Origin of the sequence: Barrientosiimonas humi, from assembly GCF_006716095.1 — a bacterium.
In the GTDB taxonomy this organism is placed as follows: domain Bacteria; phylum Actinomycetota; class Actinomycetes; order Actinomycetales; family Dermatophilaceae; genus Barrientosiimonas; species Barrientosiimonas humi.
The window spans coordinates 2,747,056-2,761,712 of record NZ_VFOK01000001.1; the positions used below are offsets into that span (position 1 = coordinate 2,747,056).

16 protein-coding genes are annotated in these 14,657 nt (G+C 73.2%); 6 read left to right on the forward strand and 10 right to left on the reverse strand.

Annotation, left to right across the window (positions count from 1 at the left end; translation table 11 throughout):
• Positions 1-46: 46 nt before the first annotated feature.
• The 4 genes from FB554_RS17405 to ygfZ all read right to left on the reverse strand — a co-directional run bounded on the left by FB554_RS17405 (position 47) and on the right by ygfZ (position 4,192).
• On the reverse strand, positions 47-1,750 hold the full coding sequence (locus FB554_RS17405) for a PRC-barrel domain-containing protein (protein WP_211344601.1): 1,704 nt from the start codon (positions 1,748-1,750) through the stop codon (positions 47-49).
• Positions 1,751-1,934: 184 nt separating this feature from the next.
• On the reverse strand, positions 1,935-2,648 hold the full coding sequence (locus FB554_RS17195; protein ID WP_170206878.1) for a hypothetical protein: 714 nt from the start codon (positions 2,646-2,648) through the stop codon (positions 1,935-1,937).
• A gap of 43 nt (positions 2,649-2,691) precedes the next feature.
• Positions 2,692-3,048, reverse strand: coding sequence for a helix-turn-helix domain-containing protein (locus FB554_RS12900; protein WP_142006696.1), 357 nt, complete (start codon positions 3,046-3,048; stop codon positions 2,692-2,694).
• A gap of 94 nt (positions 3,049-3,142) precedes the next feature.
• Positions 3,143-4,192, reverse strand: coding sequence for a CAF17-like 4Fe-4S cluster assembly/insertion protein YgfZ (gene ygfZ / locus FB554_RS12905; protein ID WP_236022393.1), 1,050 nt, complete (start codon positions 4,190-4,192; stop codon positions 3,143-3,145).
• A 244-nt stretch (positions 4,193-4,436) separates the two neighbouring features.
• On the opposite strand from ygfZ, the gene FB554_RS12910 reads away from it, so the two are divergent.
• Complete coding sequence (locus FB554_RS12910) at positions 4,437-5,534, forward strand: LCP family protein (RefSeq protein ID WP_236022394.1); 1,098 nt, start codon at positions 4,437-4,439, stop codon at positions 5,532-5,534.
• On the opposite strand, the gene FB554_RS17880 is transcribed toward FB554_RS12910, so the two are convergent.
• Complete coding sequence (locus tag FB554_RS17880) at positions 5,518-6,495, reverse strand: YbaK/EbsC family protein (protein WP_338070568.1); 978 nt, start codon at positions 6,493-6,495, stop codon at positions 5,518-5,520. The two genes, FB554_RS12910 and FB554_RS17880, sit on opposite strands and share 17 nt — an antisense overlap.
• A gap of 55 nt (positions 6,496-6,550) precedes the next feature.
• On the opposite strand from FB554_RS17880, the gene FB554_RS12925 reads away from it, so the two are divergent.
• Positions 6,551-7,048 carry a heme-binding beta-barrel domain-containing protein gene (locus tag FB554_RS12925; protein ID WP_142006700.1) on the forward strand — a complete coding sequence of 166 codons (498 nt, stop codon included), beginning with the start codon at positions 6,551-6,553 and terminating at the stop codon, positions 7,046-7,048.
• Between the two features lie 173 nt (positions 7,049-7,221).
• Here the strand turns inward: FB554_RS12925 and FB554_RS12930 are convergent, their stop codons facing one another.
• A complete protein-coding gene (locus tag FB554_RS12930; RefSeq protein WP_142006702.1) occupies positions 7,222-7,983 on the reverse strand; it encodes a hypothetical protein in 762 nt (253 codons plus the stop codon).
• A gap of 53 nt (positions 7,984-8,036) precedes the next feature.
• Complete coding sequence (locus FB554_RS12935; RefSeq protein ID WP_236022395.1) at positions 8,037-8,285, reverse strand: MoaD/ThiS family protein; 249 nt, start codon at positions 8,283-8,285, stop codon at positions 8,037-8,039.
• 99 nt (positions 8,286-8,384) lie between these two features.
• On the opposite strand from FB554_RS12935, the gene FB554_RS12940 reads away from it, so the two are divergent.
• From FB554_RS12940 to FB554_RS12955, 4 genes are read left to right on the forward strand one after another with little or no spacing between them, the layout of a single operon-like run.
• Positions 8,385-9,116, forward strand: a complete 732-nt coding sequence (locus tag FB554_RS12940) for a response regulator transcription factor (RefSeq protein ID WP_142006704.1) — start codon at positions 8,385-8,387, stop codon at positions 9,114-9,116.
• A 43-nt stretch (positions 9,117-9,159) separates the two neighbouring features.
• Positions 9,160-10,056: a mycothiol synthase gene (gene mshD, locus FB554_RS12945; RefSeq protein ID WP_142006706.1), complete on the forward strand. Its 897-nt coding sequence runs from the start codon at positions 9,160-9,162 to the stop codon at positions 10,054-10,056.
• Between the two features lie 4 nt (positions 10,057-10,060).
• Positions 10,061-12,358: an RNA degradosome polyphosphate kinase gene (locus FB554_RS12950; RefSeq protein ID WP_142006709.1), complete on the forward strand. Its 2,298-nt coding sequence runs from the start codon at positions 10,061-10,063 to the stop codon at positions 12,356-12,358.
• Positions 12,355-13,293 (forward strand): NUDIX hydrolase, encoded by a 939-nt coding sequence (locus FB554_RS12955; protein ID WP_236022396.1) that lies wholly within the window; start codon positions 12,355-12,357, stop codon positions 13,291-13,293. The genes FB554_RS12950 and FB554_RS12955 overlap by 4 nt, the downstream gene beginning before the upstream one ends.
• A gap of 3 nt (positions 13,294-13,296) precedes the next feature.
• Here FB554_RS12955 and FB554_RS12960 read toward each other — a convergent pair whose 3' ends face one another.
• The 3 genes from FB554_RS12960 to pstB all read right to left on the reverse strand — a co-directional run bounded on the left by FB554_RS12960 (position 13,297) and on the right by pstB (position 14,639).
• Complete coding sequence (locus FB554_RS12960; RefSeq protein WP_211344602.1) at positions 13,297-13,557, reverse strand: hypothetical protein; 261 nt, start codon at positions 13,555-13,557, stop codon at positions 13,297-13,299.
• Positions 13,558-13,636: 79 nt separating this feature from the next.
• A complete protein-coding gene (locus tag FB554_RS17200; protein ID WP_170206879.1) occupies positions 13,637-13,813 on the reverse strand; it encodes a hypothetical protein in 177 nt (58 codons plus the stop codon).
• A gap of 49 nt (positions 13,814-13,862) precedes the next feature.
• The gene (gene pstB, locus FB554_RS12965) at positions 13,863-14,639 is read right to left on the reverse strand and encodes a phosphate ABC transporter ATP-binding protein PstB (RefSeq protein ID WP_142006711.1); all 777 of its coding nucleotides are present in this window, start codon (positions 14,637-14,639) and stop codon (positions 13,863-13,865) included.
• Positions 14,640-14,657 lie beyond the last annotated feature (18 nt).

Consider the following 14,657-nt stretch of genomic DNA (forward strand, 5'->3'; position numbering starts at 1 on the left):
GCCCCCGGCCAGCGGCTGGTCGGGGGCTTCGGGTGCGGGCGAGCGGTCAGCGGTCGTTGCGACCGTCCTTCTCGCCGGTGATGGCGTCCTTCACCTTGTCGAAGAAGCCCTTGCGCTCACCGTCGTTCGCGTCGCCGCGGCCGGGGTCGCCGACGGTGCCGTCACCCGGGGTCCGCTCGACGCGACCGGCGTCGCGGTCGGTGCCGAGGCCAGCCGACTCGTCCAGCGGCGAACCGCTGCTCGGGCTGCCGTACGTCCCCGCACCCGGCGCGCCGGACGCGTCCGCGGTGCTGCGCTCACCCGGGCGGTCGAACGTGTCGCCGGCGCCGGTGCCCGCAGCGCCGGTGCCCGCGGCGCCGGTCGTGCCGGGACGGTCGAACGTGTCACCGCCCGTGGTGCCCGGCCGGTCGTAGGAGCCGGTCCCGGGGGCGCCGGCCGAGCCGACGTCGCCCGGGCGGTCGTACGAACCCGCGCCGGGCGAGCTCGGCGCACCCGGGTCGCCCGGGCGGTCGAACGTCGACGGCTGGGTGGGCGGCACGCCGGGAGCACCCGGGTGGCCGGTCGTCGGCTGCACGTCGGGCTCCGGCGCGTCGGGACGACCCGGAGCCGGCGGCACCTCGGGCGTGCCCGGCTCGGGCGGGACGCCCGGCTGGCCGGGCTGACCCGGCACCGGAGGTACGTCGGGCGTGCCGGGGGTGCCCGGCGTGCCCGGCTGCGTCTCGGGCAGACCCGGCTCGGACTGGGTGCCGGTGCGCGGCGTCGTCTCGCGACCGAAGCCGGAGTCACGGTCGGTGCCGAACGCGCCGGTCTGGTCGCTGTGCTGGCGGTCGCCGAAGCCTGCGTCACGGTCGCCGCCGAGGCCACGGTCGCGGTCGCGGTCGCCGAAGCCTGCGTCACGGTCGCCACCCAGGCCACGGTCACGGTCACCGCCGAGGCCGCTGTCCTGGTCGCGGACCGGGTCGAGGCCGGTCGCGGTGTCGCCGCGGCCGGTGCCGGCAGCGGTGGTGAAGCCGGTGTCGCCCTCACGGCCACCGGTCAGGCCGGTGTCGCGGTCGCCGCCGAGGCCGGTGACACCGCCACCGACACCCGCGTCACGGTCGCGGTCGAAGCCGCCGGCGCGGTCACCGGTCAGGCCGGCGTCCCGGTCGCGCTCGGCGCTCAGGCCACCGTCACGGTCCCGGTCGCCGAAGCCACCGTCGCGGTCCCGGTCGCGGTCGCCGAAGCCACCGTCACGGTCGTTGTCCCGGCCCAGGCCGGTGCCGGCGGCACCGGCAGCGCCGGCCACACCCGTACCGGCTGCCCCGGCCACACCGGCGTCGCGCGCGTTGTCGTCGCGCACGCCGTCGCCGCGCAGACCGGCGTCGCGGCCGGTGCCGTCGCCGAGCTGCCCGTCGCCGCGCTGCCCGTCGCCACGCTGGCCGACGCCACCCGCGGCGGGCGGCTGCAGGCCGTAGTGGGAGTAGAGCTGCTGCTCCTGCTCGACGTCGAGGTGCTGGTCGGCGTCGACACGCGGCGCGTCCTTGACCTGATCTTTGGTGAACGACAGCTGCACGTCCGTGCCGGAGAGCTCGGCGCCCTGCAGCGGCACGAACGACTCGGACGTGCCGAACAGGCCGGTGTTGACGGTGATCCAGGCGGGCTGCCCGGTCTGGTCGTCGAGGTAGACCTCGCCGATGGTGCCGATCCGGTCGCCGTTGCGGTCGACAGCGGTGCCGCCGCGGATGGCTTGGACGTTCTCGTTCGTGATCACGGTGTAGTCCCTTCGATCGTCGGAGTCACGGTCGGGAGGAAGACCTCCGTCCTGCTTTCCACCCGACCATCGCGGCCTTGCTGGCCTGTTCACCCTAAGGCATATGAATCCGCGAAATCTGGGGACGCGAACGATGACGGCGCGCCCCCTTCGCGGGGACGCGCCGTCATCGGGGTGAAGCGGGTCAGGCCTTCTTGGCCGTGCTCGCCGTGGTCTTGCTGGTCGAGCTCTTGCGCGCGGGGGCCTTCTTGGCGGTGCGCTTGGCGGGCGACTTCTTCGCGGTGCGCTTGGCCGGAGCCTTCTTGGCGGGCTTGGCGGGCTTGGCGTCGACGGCGCCGTAGCGAGCGGCGGAGGAGCGCACCTCGGTGCGGGCCTCGTCGCCGAGCTTGCCGGCCTCGGCGCCGAACTTGCCGGCCGCGGACTGCGCGGAGTCGGCGACGGCCTCGACCTGCTTGGCGGCCTCCTTGCGACCGGCCAGCACGGCCTTGGTCGCGAGGTCCTGACCGTCCTCGGCGGCCTTGCGGACGCCGGCGACGGTGGCCTTGCCCTGGCCGACGACCTGCTGGGTCTGCTCCTGGTTCCACAGCGCGGCCACGACGTCGGCGCCGCGCTTGCTGAGGCCGACGTAGGACTCCTCGGCCTGGGCGACGGTCGCCTTGCGCTGGGTCTCCAGCTGCTTCGGCAGCGCCTGGACCTGCTCGACGGTCTCGTTGGCAGCCTGCTGGGCCTTGCCGGCCAGCGCCTGCGGCTTGAGCTGGGCGCGCAGCTCGGCGGCGCGCTTGCCGGCCTCGTCGGAGGCGGCGACGACGCGGGCGACGGCCAGGTCGGCCGCGCCGACGGCGGCATAGAACGGGGTCGGGTCGGTCAGGGACTTCTTGAGGTTCTGCAGGGCGTTCATCGCCTGTTCCTTTCGGTGGTGAACCAAGGGTCGTGGACTTCGGTTACTCGCCGACGAACGACGCGTACACGTCGAGCAACGCCTTGCGCTGCTGTGCCGTCAGGCGGGGGTCTGCGTGGATGGCCGCGCGCACGTCGAGGGTGGACCCCTTGTCGTGGTCGGGCTCGAGGATGCCGGCGTGGACGTACAGCTGCTCGGCGGAGATCTGCAGGCCCTTGGCGATGGACTGCAGGATCTCGGCGCTGGGCTTCTTCAGGCCACGCTCGATCTGCGACAGGTACGGGTTGCTGATCCCGGTGCGCTCGGCCAGCTGCCGCAGGGACAGCTCGGCGGCCTGACGCTGCTCGCGCAGGTAGCCGCCCAGGTCGGGCAGCTCCGGCACGGGGAGTCGCGAACTCATGCCCCCATTGTGCTTGCTGCAGTTAGCACTTTGCAAGCCGGAGGCAGCGTGAGCCGGGTCACACGACCCGGCGAAGGCGTACGTCGGGGTCGGGTCAGGGCTCGACGATCACCGTCTGCGCGGCGGCCACGTCGCCCACCTGCAGGTCGACGTCGGCCGGGGTGCTGCGCTTGACGAGGGCCAGGGCGATCGGGCCGTCCTCGTGGTGGCGGGCGACCGAGGTGAGCTGACCGACCGGGCGCGGGTTGCCCGGCGCCATGACGTCGGTGCCGGGCTCGGGCAGCACGTGCCCCGAGCCGTCCAGGTGCAGGAAGACCAGGCGGCGCGGCGGGCGGCCGAGGTTGTGCACCCGCGCGACCGTCTCCTGCCCGCGGTAGCAGCCCTTGTGCAGGTGCACCGCCGTGCGCAGCAGGTCGAGCTCGTGCGGGATGGTGCGGTGGTCGGTGTCGACGCCCTGCCGGGGCCGCCACGCGGCGACCCGCTCGGCCTCGGCGGCCCAGGTGCCGGCGAGCCCCCGCTCCCCGACGTACGCCTGCAGCGCCTCGCGCGGCACGATCACCTCGCGCCAACGCCGGCCCTGCGCCGGGTGCGGGCCCTCGCCGCTGTAGGAGGCGGTGTCGTCGCCGAGCTCGGGCCAGCGGTCGACCCAGACCGCGACGGCGGGCGCGTCAGCCTCGGTCCACTCGCGGTCGTCGACCTCGCCGACCACGGCGAACTCGGCGGTCACGTCACGGACCTCGACGCGCAGCATGAACCGCATCGAGTCCAGCCACGCGGCCGCCGCCTCAGCGGTGCCGGGCTCGACGGTGATCCACACGGTCTCGCCGTCGTCGACCAGGTGCAGGTCGTGCTCGACGTGCCCCTTGGGGCTGAGGATCAGCGTCTCGGCCGAGCGCCGCGGCGGCAGGTCGGTGAGCCGGGCGGTGGTCAGCGAGTGCAGCCAGCTCAGCCGGTCGGGGCCGCTGACCTGCAGCACCCCGCGGTGCGACAGGTCGACCACGGCCTCACCCGCGACCAGCCGGCGCTGCTCGCGCATCGGGTCGCCGTAGTGCGCCGCGACCGCCGCTTCGAGCCCCTCCCCCGCGACCGCGCCGGGGCGGTCGAGCAGAGGCGAGCGAAGGTCGGGCACCGCTGGGGAAGTCACGACTCCAGCGTACGTCCGGCGGCGAAGACACGTTGCCGCCGCAGGTTCAACAGGGTCACCGCCGATCCGTGTCGTCGCGAACCCCCGACAACGCGGTGGGCACATCCGACTTCACAATCGCGAAACAGCGGCTCGAGGGGCTCGACCGGCGTGATGGCGCGGCCTCATCGACGGGCTCGGCGGCGGCCGACGCCTGGTCACCGCTCCCGGGTCCCGCGCAGGCTGCGCACCTACACTGACCGCTATGCCCGATGACGACGCCGATGACCGCAGGCTGCGGCTGACCGACGACGCCGACGAGCCGACCGACGGGCGTGACGACGCCGAGGCGGACGAGCAAGGAGAGGGGTCGCGCCGCTCGCGCCGGCGACGCGAGGGCAAGCGCCGCAACCCGCTGGTCGTCGCGCTGCTGGTGCTGTTCACGATGGCGCTCATCGTGGCCGTCGCGCTGGGCGGGTTCGCGCTCTACCTGACCAACAAGTTCGACAACAACGTCACCCGCAGCAGCCTGCTGCCCGACGGCGACCGCGCCACCCGCGCCGCGAGCGCCGGCAACGCGCAGAACATCCTGCTGCTCGGCTCCGACAGCCGCACCCAGGAGCTGCGCTCGGGCGCCCGCGCCGACGTCATCCAGCTGGTGCACGTGCCCAACGACCGCAAGTCGCTGCAGGTCATCCACTTCCCGCGCGACCTCTACGTCGACATCCCCGGCCGCGGGAAGAACAAGATCAACGCGGCGTACGCCTTCGGCGGCGCCCCCCTGCTCGTCCAGACCCTCGAGCAGCTCCTCGGCGTGCGCATCGACAACGTCGCGGCCATCGGCTTCGACGGCTTCAAGGAGCTGACCAACACGGTCGGCGGCGTGCAGGTCAACGTCGACCAGCCCTCGACCAGCCAGGGCTACACCTTCACGCCCGGCACCATGCAGATGAACGGTGACCAGGCGCTGGCGTTCGTGCGCGAGCGCAAGCAGCTGGCCGGCGGCGACATCGACCGCGGCAAGCGGCAGCAGGCGTGGATGAAGGGTCTGATGAGCAAAACCCTCAACACCGGCACGCTCACCAACCCGGTGAAGCTGTCCGGGATGGTCGACGACGTGTCGCAGAACCTCGTGGTCGACGAGAGCTTCAGCACCGGCGACATGCGCAGCCTGGCGTTCAGCATGCGCGGGGTGCGGCAGGCCGACATCACGTTCATGACCGCGCCCTACTCCGGCTTCAGCTCGGTGCGCGGCATCGGCTCGATCGACGTCGTGGACGAGCCGCGCATGAAGCAGCTGGGTCAGGCGCTGCAGGAGGACACGATGACGACCCTGCCGGGCCAGATCACGAACCCGGGCTGACCGGCTCGGCCACGTCGACCACCAGCGGATCGAGCGCGGCGACCAGGTCGTCGCGCTCGACGGTGATGCCGACGCCGTGCGCGCCGCCGCCGAGCGAGATCGGCCCGCTCACCGACGCGTCGAGCACGACCGGCAGCGGGGTGCGGGTGCCGAACGGCGTGATCGTGCCGCGCACGAAGCCGGTCACCTCGCGCGCCTCGTCGGCCGACGGCATGGTCAGCCGGTTCACGCCGAGCGCGGATCGCAAGCGGGGCCAAGCGATCTCGCGGTCGCCCGGCACCAGCACCAGCCGGTGGTCGTCGGCCGACAGGCGCACCACCATCGTCTTCAGCAGCTGCCGCGGCTCGACCCCGCGCGCGGCGGCGGCCTCCTCCAGCGAGCGCACCCGCCCGTGCCGGGTGACGGTGAACGGCAGCCCCGCCCGACGCGCTCCGGCGAACGCGCGCAGCTGCGCGTAGTCGCCCGCCCCCTCGGCGGCCAGCTGCTCCAGCGCCGCGGCGGTGTCGGGCACGAACGGACCGGTCTCGACGAGCGGGCCCAGCTCCTCGGGGAGCACCCAGCGCCCGTCGACGACCTCCTCGTCGGGCCAACGGATCTCGCCGTCCCAGACCACCTCGAAGAGGTGCTCGAACAGGCGGGTGGTGCCGTCGGCGTACGCGTGCGTCCCCAGCCCACGCAGCTCGGCTCCGGCGATGCCGAGCTCCTCCTCGAGCTCGCGTCGGGCGTTGTCGGCCGGATCCTCGCCGGCGCGCAGCACGCCGCCCGCGGCGGCGTCCCAGTGGCCGGGCGCCCAGTCCTTGGTGCGTGCGCGCTGGTGGACGTAGATCGCGCCGTCCGGCCGGCGGACGAACACCCCGGTGCCCGCGTGCGGCAGGTTGTCGGCGCGCATCACCGACCGGGGCGCGCTGCCCGCCGGTTCTCCCGCCTCGTCGACCAGCTGGACGGACTCCTCGGCGCTCATGGCGACCAGCCTACGAAGCAGCGGCGCCCGCCCCGCCCGTGGATACCATCGGGTCGTGCCGTTCGAACTGGACCCAGACCTGCCCCCCGCACTCGCCCCGCTCGCCTGGCTCGTCGGGCGGTGGGAGGGCCGAGGCGTGCTCGGCTATCCCGGCGTCGACTCGGTGAACTTCGTGCAGGAGATCGAGTGCCGGCACGACAAGCAGCCGTTCCTGTCGTGGAGCGCGCGCATGTGGGAGGTCGGCGACGACGGCGAGCGGGGCAAGCCGCTCGCGACCGAGCTGGGCTTCTGGCGGCCGCTGCCCGACAACGAGGTCGAGCTGCTGCTCGCGCACCCGACCGGCGTGGTCGAGATGTACGTCGGCACCACCGAGCCGGCGAAGGCCCAGCTGCAGACCGACGCCGTCGTGCGCAGCCCGCAGGCCGAGGAGTACACCGCCGCCACCCGGCTCTACGGCTACGTGCACTCCAACCTGATGTGGGCGATGGACATGGCGGCCAAGGGCCAGCCGCTGCAGACGTACGCCTCCGCGGAGCTGCAGCGCGCCCAGTGAGCCGAGCACATGCTGGTCGAGTAGGCGCGAGGCGCCATGCTGGTCGAGTAGGCGCGAGGCGCCATGCTGGTCGAGTAGGCGCGAGGCGCCATGCTGGTCGAGTAGGCGCGAGGCGCTAGCCGAGCGGCGTATCGAGACCGGAGCCCCGCACCGCTCGACTCGACCGGCTTCGCTCAGCGCTGCAGGGCCCAGGCCGCGACGTAGGGCAGGGCGCCGAGCAGCAGCAGCGCGGCGGCACCGACCGACACCTGGGCGCTGGCCCAGCGGGCGCTGGAGAGCATCGTCAGCACCCGGCGTACGGCGTGCGAGACACCCGCCGACGCGACACCGAGCGCGAAGGCCGGCACGGCGTCGACGCTCCCCTGCGCCACCCCGACGACCGCGCCGCCGGCGGCGCCCAGCGCCATCGACAGCGGCAGCGCCCACTCGGCGTGCTGGGTGCGGTGCATCAGCAGGTCGACGAGGCCGGAGAGCACGGCGGCCAGCACGGTGATCGCCACCAGGACCGGACCGTCAGGGGCGTCGGCCACACCGACGTAGCACGCACCAGCTGCCAGCACCCCCGCGCCGAGCGCGGTGCCGCCGAGGGTCGCGACCAGGCGCGCGCGGCCGTCGCGGCGCAGCAGCTGGTGCAGGAAGCTGCCGACGAGGGTGACCGCGAGCGCGACCGGCAGCCAGCGCAGGTCGGGGCCGGGCTCGGCGAGCGCGGCCAGCACGCACGCGGCCGCGGCGGCGGTCAGCACCGCCCGCACGCCCTTGGGGCTCGGGAGCCCGAGCAGCGTCGGCCAGCCGAACGCGACCAGCACCCCGGTCAGCAGGACGGTCGCGGCGGTGGGGCCGCGCCCGGCATACGTCGAGAGCACGAGCAACGTCCCCAGCACGAGCGTCGTCGCCGGGGAGGCCAGGGTCAGGACCCGTCGCTCGTGGTCAGGCACGCCCGGAATCCTGCCAGAGAAGACGGGGTCGCCGTAGGACGGTCCGCGACCCGTCAGCCCCCGGCGAACGGGGGCAGCACCTCGACGGTGACCCCCTCGGAGAGCGGCTCGTCGCCGCGCACCGCACGCCCGTCGAGCAGCAGCGAGGCGACCTCGAGCACCGGCTCGAGCGCCGGGTGCGCGGTCGCGAGGGTCGAGCGCAGCTCGCGCGTGTCGGACGCCCGCACGGTCTCCTGCTCGAGCCCGGCAGCGGCACGCGCGCCGGCCCAGTAACGGACGGTCACGTCGACGGGGGTGCTCACGGGGAACCGGTCTCCTGCGGGGGTGCGGGGCGTGTGGCTCTGGCCACGGTACGTCCGAGGGACGGTCACCGAGAGGGGGGTCCACCTATTCTTCGGTGGATGGCCCGGCTGCTGCTGCTCACCGACTCGCCCGGTGCGAGCGTCGATGTGCTGCCCGCGCTGGGTCTGCTCGCGCACCGGGTGCGCATCCTGCCGCCGGAGGCGCAGGCGCTGGTCGACCCGCCCGACTGCGAGGTGGTGCTGCTGGACTGCACGCGCGACCTGGCCGGGGCCAAGGGGCTCTCGCGGATGCTGCGCTCGACGGGTCTGTCCGTGCCGCTCATCGCGATCTTCGCCGAGGGCGGGCTGGTCGCGCTCAACGGCGAGTGGCAGGTCGACGACGTCGTGCTCACCACCGCGGGCCCGGCCGAGGTGCAGGCGCGCATCACCCTGGCCGCCCACCGCGGCGGTCAGACCGAGGACGACGACGAGCCCAGCAAGATCACCGCGGGCGGCCTCGTGATCGACGAGGGGGCCTACGCCGCCAAGCTGCACGGCAGCGCGCTCGACCTGACCTACAAGGAGTTCGAGCTGCTGAAGTACCTCGCGCAGCACCCGGGCCGGGTCTTCACCCGCGCCCAGCTGCTGCAGGAGGTCTGGGGGTACGACTACTTCGGCGGCACCCGCACCGTCGACGTGCACGTGCGTCGGCTGCGGGCCAAGCTCGGGCCCGAGCACGAGTCGCTCATCGGCACGGTGCGCAACGTGGGCTACCGGTTCGTCGGCACGCCGCAGCGGCCGGCCGAGGACGCCGATGCCGCCGAGGCCCGCGACCCGGCCGCGCAGGACTGAGCCGGACCCGACGCCTCCCGCCGGGTGCGAAACACTGGGCGGCATGAGCGATCCCGTGCAGCAGGTCGAGGAGCTGGCCGCGGCGGCCACCGAGGTCGACGGGGTGGCGCCGTTCTCCGAGCAGCCCCTGCTCGACCTGCGCAGCCACGCCGGCTCGTCCGAGGTGCCGGCGAGCCTGCGGCCGGTGGTCGTGGAGGGCCGGCTGGTCGCCGCCGCGCTGCACCCCGACGACGACCCGGACAGCGTCGAGGTCGTCGTGCACCCCGACCACCGGCGCCGCGGCCTCGGCGGCGAGCTGGTGCGGGCGGTGCTCGCCGACCGGCCCGCGGCCCGCTTCTGGGCGCACGGCAACCTCCCGGCCGCCCGCGCCGCCGCCCGCGCGACCGGGCTGGAGCTGGTGCGCGAGCTGCTGCGGATGGAGCGGGAGCTGGGCCCGACCAGCGTGGGGGGCGTTCTGCCCGAAGGGTTCTCGGCGCGGGCGTTCGAGCCGGGGCGTGACGAGGAGGCCTGGCTCGCGGTCAACGCGGCGGCGTTCGCGCACCACCCCGAGCAGGGTCGGATGACCCGCACCGACCTCGACCGGCGGACGGCCGAGCCGTGGTTCGACCCGGCCGGGCTGATCCTCGTCCACGACGACACCACGGGTGCGCTCGCCGGCTCGCACTGGACCAAGGTGCCGACCGACCAGGCCGAGGGCGAGCCGCGCCGCGGCGAGGTCTACGTCGTGGCGGTGGCACCGGCGTACCAGGGTCGTGGGCTGGCCCGACCCGTCACCGAGCTCGGGCTCGCGCACCTCGCGAGCGTGGGTATCGACGTCGTCGAGCTCTACGTGGAGGGTGACAACACCCCGGCCCTGAGGACGTACGAGCGCCAGGGCTTCACCCGTGCGGCTACCGATGCGATGTATGCGCGCGCCGTTCATGGGGCAGTGCCAAAATAGGGTCATGAGCGCCCCCTCGGACGTGCGACCGCAGGTGCCACCGCAGCCCAGCGACGAGGAGGTCGAGGCTGCCATCCAGACGGTCGCCGAGGGCGGCTCGGTCGTCAAGCTCAAGGCGCGTCAGCCGCGACCCCGCGGCGCCAACGGCCGCTTCATCCGCGTCACCCCCGACACCCCGCCGCCGGCGGCCCCGCCCGGCGAGCTGCCGGCCGACCGGTTCCTCGACCGCGAGATGTCGTGGCTGCAGTTCAACGAGCGCGTGCTGCAGCTGGCCTCCGACGACAACATCCCGCTGCTCGAGCGGGCCCGCTTCCTCGCGATCTTCGCCAGCAACCTCGACGAGTTCTTCATGGTGCGCGTCGCCGGCCTCAAGCGGCGCATCGCCGCCGGCATCGCCGTGCGGTCCGCGTCGGGGCTCGAGCCGCGCGAGGTGCTCGACGAGATCTCCCAGGGCGCGCACGAGCTGATGAGCGTGCACGCCCGGGTCTTCCAGAACCACATCCGCCCGCAGCTGGAGGAGGAGGGCGTCACCATCGTGCGGGCGAGCGAGCTCACCGACGACGACCGCGAGCACCTCGGCCGGCTGTTCCGCGAGTCGATCTATCCCGTGCTCACGCCGCTCGCCGTCGACCCGGCCCACCCCTTCCCGTACATCTCCGGGCTCTCGCTCAACCTCGCGGTGCTGCTGGTCAACCCCAAGACCGGCCGCGAGCACTTCGCCCGGGTCAAGGTGCCGCCGTCGCTGCCGCGGCTGGTGCGCCTGCCCGACCACCCCGACGCCGACGAGCTCTACGACGCCCGCTTCGTCGCGCTCGAAGACGTCATCGCCGAGCACCTGGAGTTCCTCTTCCCCGGCATGGACGTGCGCGAGCACTTCACCTTCCGGGTCACCCGCAACGAGGACCTCGAGGTCGAGGAGGACGACGCCGAGAACCTGCTGACCGCGCTCGAGAAGGAGCTGACCCGGCGCCGGTTCGGCCCCCCGGTGCGGCTCGAGGTCGCCGAGGACATGGACGAGCACGTGCTCGACATGCTGATGCGCGAGCTGCGGGTGCGCCGCGACGAGGTCTACCCGCTGCCCGAGCCGCTCGACCTGCGCGCGCTCAACATCGTGGCCGACCTGGACCGCTCCGAGCTGCGCTGGCCACCGCACACCTCGCTCACCCACCCCGACCTGGCCCCGGTCGAGCGGGCCGCGGCGCCCGACGTGATGGGCGCGATGCGCGAGCACGACATCCTGCTGCACCACCCGTACGACTCGTTCTCCACCTCGTTCGTGTCGTTCATCGAGCAGGCCGCCGACGACCCCAACGTGCTGGCGATCAAGCAGACGCTCTATCGCACCAGCGGTGACTCGCCGATCATCGACGCCCTCATCGAGGCCGCCGAGGCCGGCAAGCAGGTGCTGGCCGTCGTCGAGATCAAGGCCCGGTTCGACGAGGAGAACAACATCACCTGGGCGCGCAAGCTCGAGCGCGCCGGCGTGCACGTCGTCTACGGCATGGTCGGCCTGAAGACGCACGCCAAGCTGTGCCTCGTCGTGCGCGAGGAGGACGGCAAGATGCGCCGCTACTGCCACGTCGGCACCGGCAACTACAACCCCAAGACCGCGCGGCTCTACGAGGACTTCGGCCTGCTCACCACCGACCCGGCCGTCGGGGAAGACCTGACCCGGCTGTTCAACCAGCTGTCCGGCATGGCGCCGCGCTCGAAGTTCAAGCGGCTGCTCGTCGCGCCGCGCACCGTGCGCACCGGGCTGCTGGAGCAGATCGAACGGTGCGCCGAGGCCGCTGCCGACGGCAAGAAGGCCCGCATCGGCATCAAGGTCAACTCCCTGGTCGACGAGGCCTCGATCGACGCGCTCTACCGCGCCTCGCAGGCGGGGGTCCAGGTCGACGTGTGGGTGCGCGGCATCTGCGCGCTGCGCCCGGGCGTGCCGGGCCTGTCGGAGAACATCCGGGTGCGCTCGATCCTCGGCCGATACCTGGAGCACTCGCGGGTGTTCCTGTTCGAGATCGAGGGCCAGGATCCGGTCTGCTACATCGGCAGCGCCGACCTGATGCACCGCAACCTCGACCGCCGGGTCGAGGCGCTGGTGCGGCTGAAGGACCCCCGCCACGTGCAGACCATGCACGACCTGATGAAGCTCGGGATGAGCGAGGGCACCTCGTCGTGGCACCTGCAGTCCGACGGCAGCTGGGTGCGCCACCACCTCGACGACGAGGGCGAGCCGCTCACCGACGTGCAGTCCGAGCTCATCGAGAGCTACGCCCGCCGACGGCGCAAGGCACGCCGGCGGTGATCGACCCTCGTCCACGTGCCGTCGCCGCCGCCGGCACGCTGCTGTGGCGACGCCGTCGGGGGCGCCTCGAGGTAGCGCTGGTGCACCGCCCGCGCTACGACGACTGGTCGTGGCCCAAGGGCAAGCTCGACCCCGGCGAGATGTGGGCCGTCGCCGCGGGCCGCGAGACCGAGGAGGAGACCGGTCTGGTCGCCCGGCTCGGCATCCCGCTCCCGCGCGCGCTCTACGTCACGCCCCGCGACGAGCTCAAGGAGGTCCGCTACTGGGCGGCCACCCCCACCGGGGGCCACGGCGAGCTGCTCAACGAGATCGACCGCGTCGAGTGGCTCGCGCCCGACCCGGCCCGGCTGCGGCTGAGCTACGCGCGCGACGTGCTGCAGCTGCGCGCCCTGCTCGAGGCCGAGCGGGCCGGCCACCTCGACACCTGGCCGCTGCTGGTCGTGCGGCACGCGCAGAGCATGCCGCGCTCGCAGTGGAGCGGCGAGGACGGGCTGCGTCCGCTCGACCCCGACGGGCTCGCCCGGGCGCGCGCGCTGGTCCCGCTGCTGCAGACGTACGGCCTGGACCGGCTGGTCAGCTCGCCGTCGGTGCGCTGCGTCGACACCGTCAGCCCGTTCGCCGAGTCGGCCCAGGTGCGGGTGCGCACGAAGAAGGGACTCTCCGAGGAGGGCTACGAGGCGCGGCCCGAAAAGGCTGTGCGGCATACGGATTCGGCGTTGCAGCGCGGGGTCGCCGCGGCGCTGTGCACCCACCGCCCGCTGCTGCCCGACGTGCTCGGGCACCTGGCCGAGCGAGCGGTCGCGGGGTCGGCCGCGCGGCGGACGCTCTCGGCGCTGGCCACGGCCGGCATCGACAAGGGCGAGGTGCTGGTCTGCCAGGTCAGCGGCGCCGGCGACGAGGCGGTCGTGGTGACCGTCGAGCGGCACCGGCCCTGACGCTCACTTCTTCGTGTCGGTGGTGGCGATGCGCGGCTTGTGCCGGCCCGAGCACAGCTCGGCGTGCTCGAGGGCGTCGCGGCGGGCCTTCTCGCGGGCGCGCCGCCCGCTGCCCTGCCAGTCGCACGACTTGCAGTAGCCGTACGCGAACGAACCCTTCTCGCGGGTGTCGCCCGGGCGCTGCTCCTCGCGCGGAACCTGCGCCTTGAGCTCCTTGCGGCTCATCTCCGCGAGGCGCTCTCGCACCCGTCTGCGCTTGCCCACGACTGACATTCTGCGCCCGAAACCTGTGCTCGGTGCCCGATTCGGGCGTGAGATGTACCACCCTTTCGGGTGCACGGGCTCAGGGCAGCAGGATCTCGTCGAGCTCGGCGTCGGTGAGCGGGCGGGCGAGCATCGCGACCGCCGCGACCAGTCTGGCCACCAGCTCCAGCTCTCCGTCGACCGTCGCGTCGTGCACCGCGGCGGCACCGCCGACCGCGCCGCGGGGCGGCTCGGGCGCGACCGGGAGGTTGCTCATGGTCGCGAGCGTAGGGCCGGGGCCGGGCGCGCGGGGCGCTGCCGACCGATCAGCCGAACCGGCCCGAGATGTAGTCCTCGGTCGCCTTCTCGGTGGGGTTGTTGAAGATCTTCTGCGTGTCGTCCATCTCGATCAGCCGGCCGGGCTTGCCGGTCGCCGCGAGGTTGAAGAACGCGGTGCGGTCGGAGACGCGGGCCGCCTGCTGCATGTTGTGCGTCACGATGACGATCGTGTAGCGGTCCTTCAGCTCGGTAATCAGGTCCTCGATCGCGAGCGTCGAGATCGGGTCGAGCGCCGAGCACGGCTCGTCCATGAGCAGCACCTGCGGCTCGACGGCGATCGCGCGGGCGATGCACAGCCTCTGCTGCTGGCCGCCGGAGAGGCCGGCGCCGGGCTTGTCGAGGCGGTCCTTGACCTCGTTCCACAGGTTGGCGCCCTTGAGCGAGCGCTCGACGACCTCATCGAGCTTGCCCTTGTTCTTGACGCCGTTGAGCTTCAGGCCGGCCACGACGTTGTCGCGCACGGTCATCGTCGGGAACGGGTTGGGCCGCTGGAAGACCATGCCGACGGTGCGGCGCACGCCGACCGGGTCGACGCCGGGGGCGTACAGGTCCTGGTCGTCGAGCATGACCTGACCCTCGACGCGACCGCCGGGGATGACCTCGTGCATCCGGTTCAGGGTGCGCAGGAAGGTCGACTTGCCGCAGCCCGACGGGCCGATGAACGCCGTCACCGACCGGGGCTCGACGGTCATCGACACGCCCTCGACCGCCTTGAAGTCGCCGTAGTAGACGTTCAGGTCGCTGACGTCGATCCGCTTAGCCATGGGGTTTCGTTTCCTCAG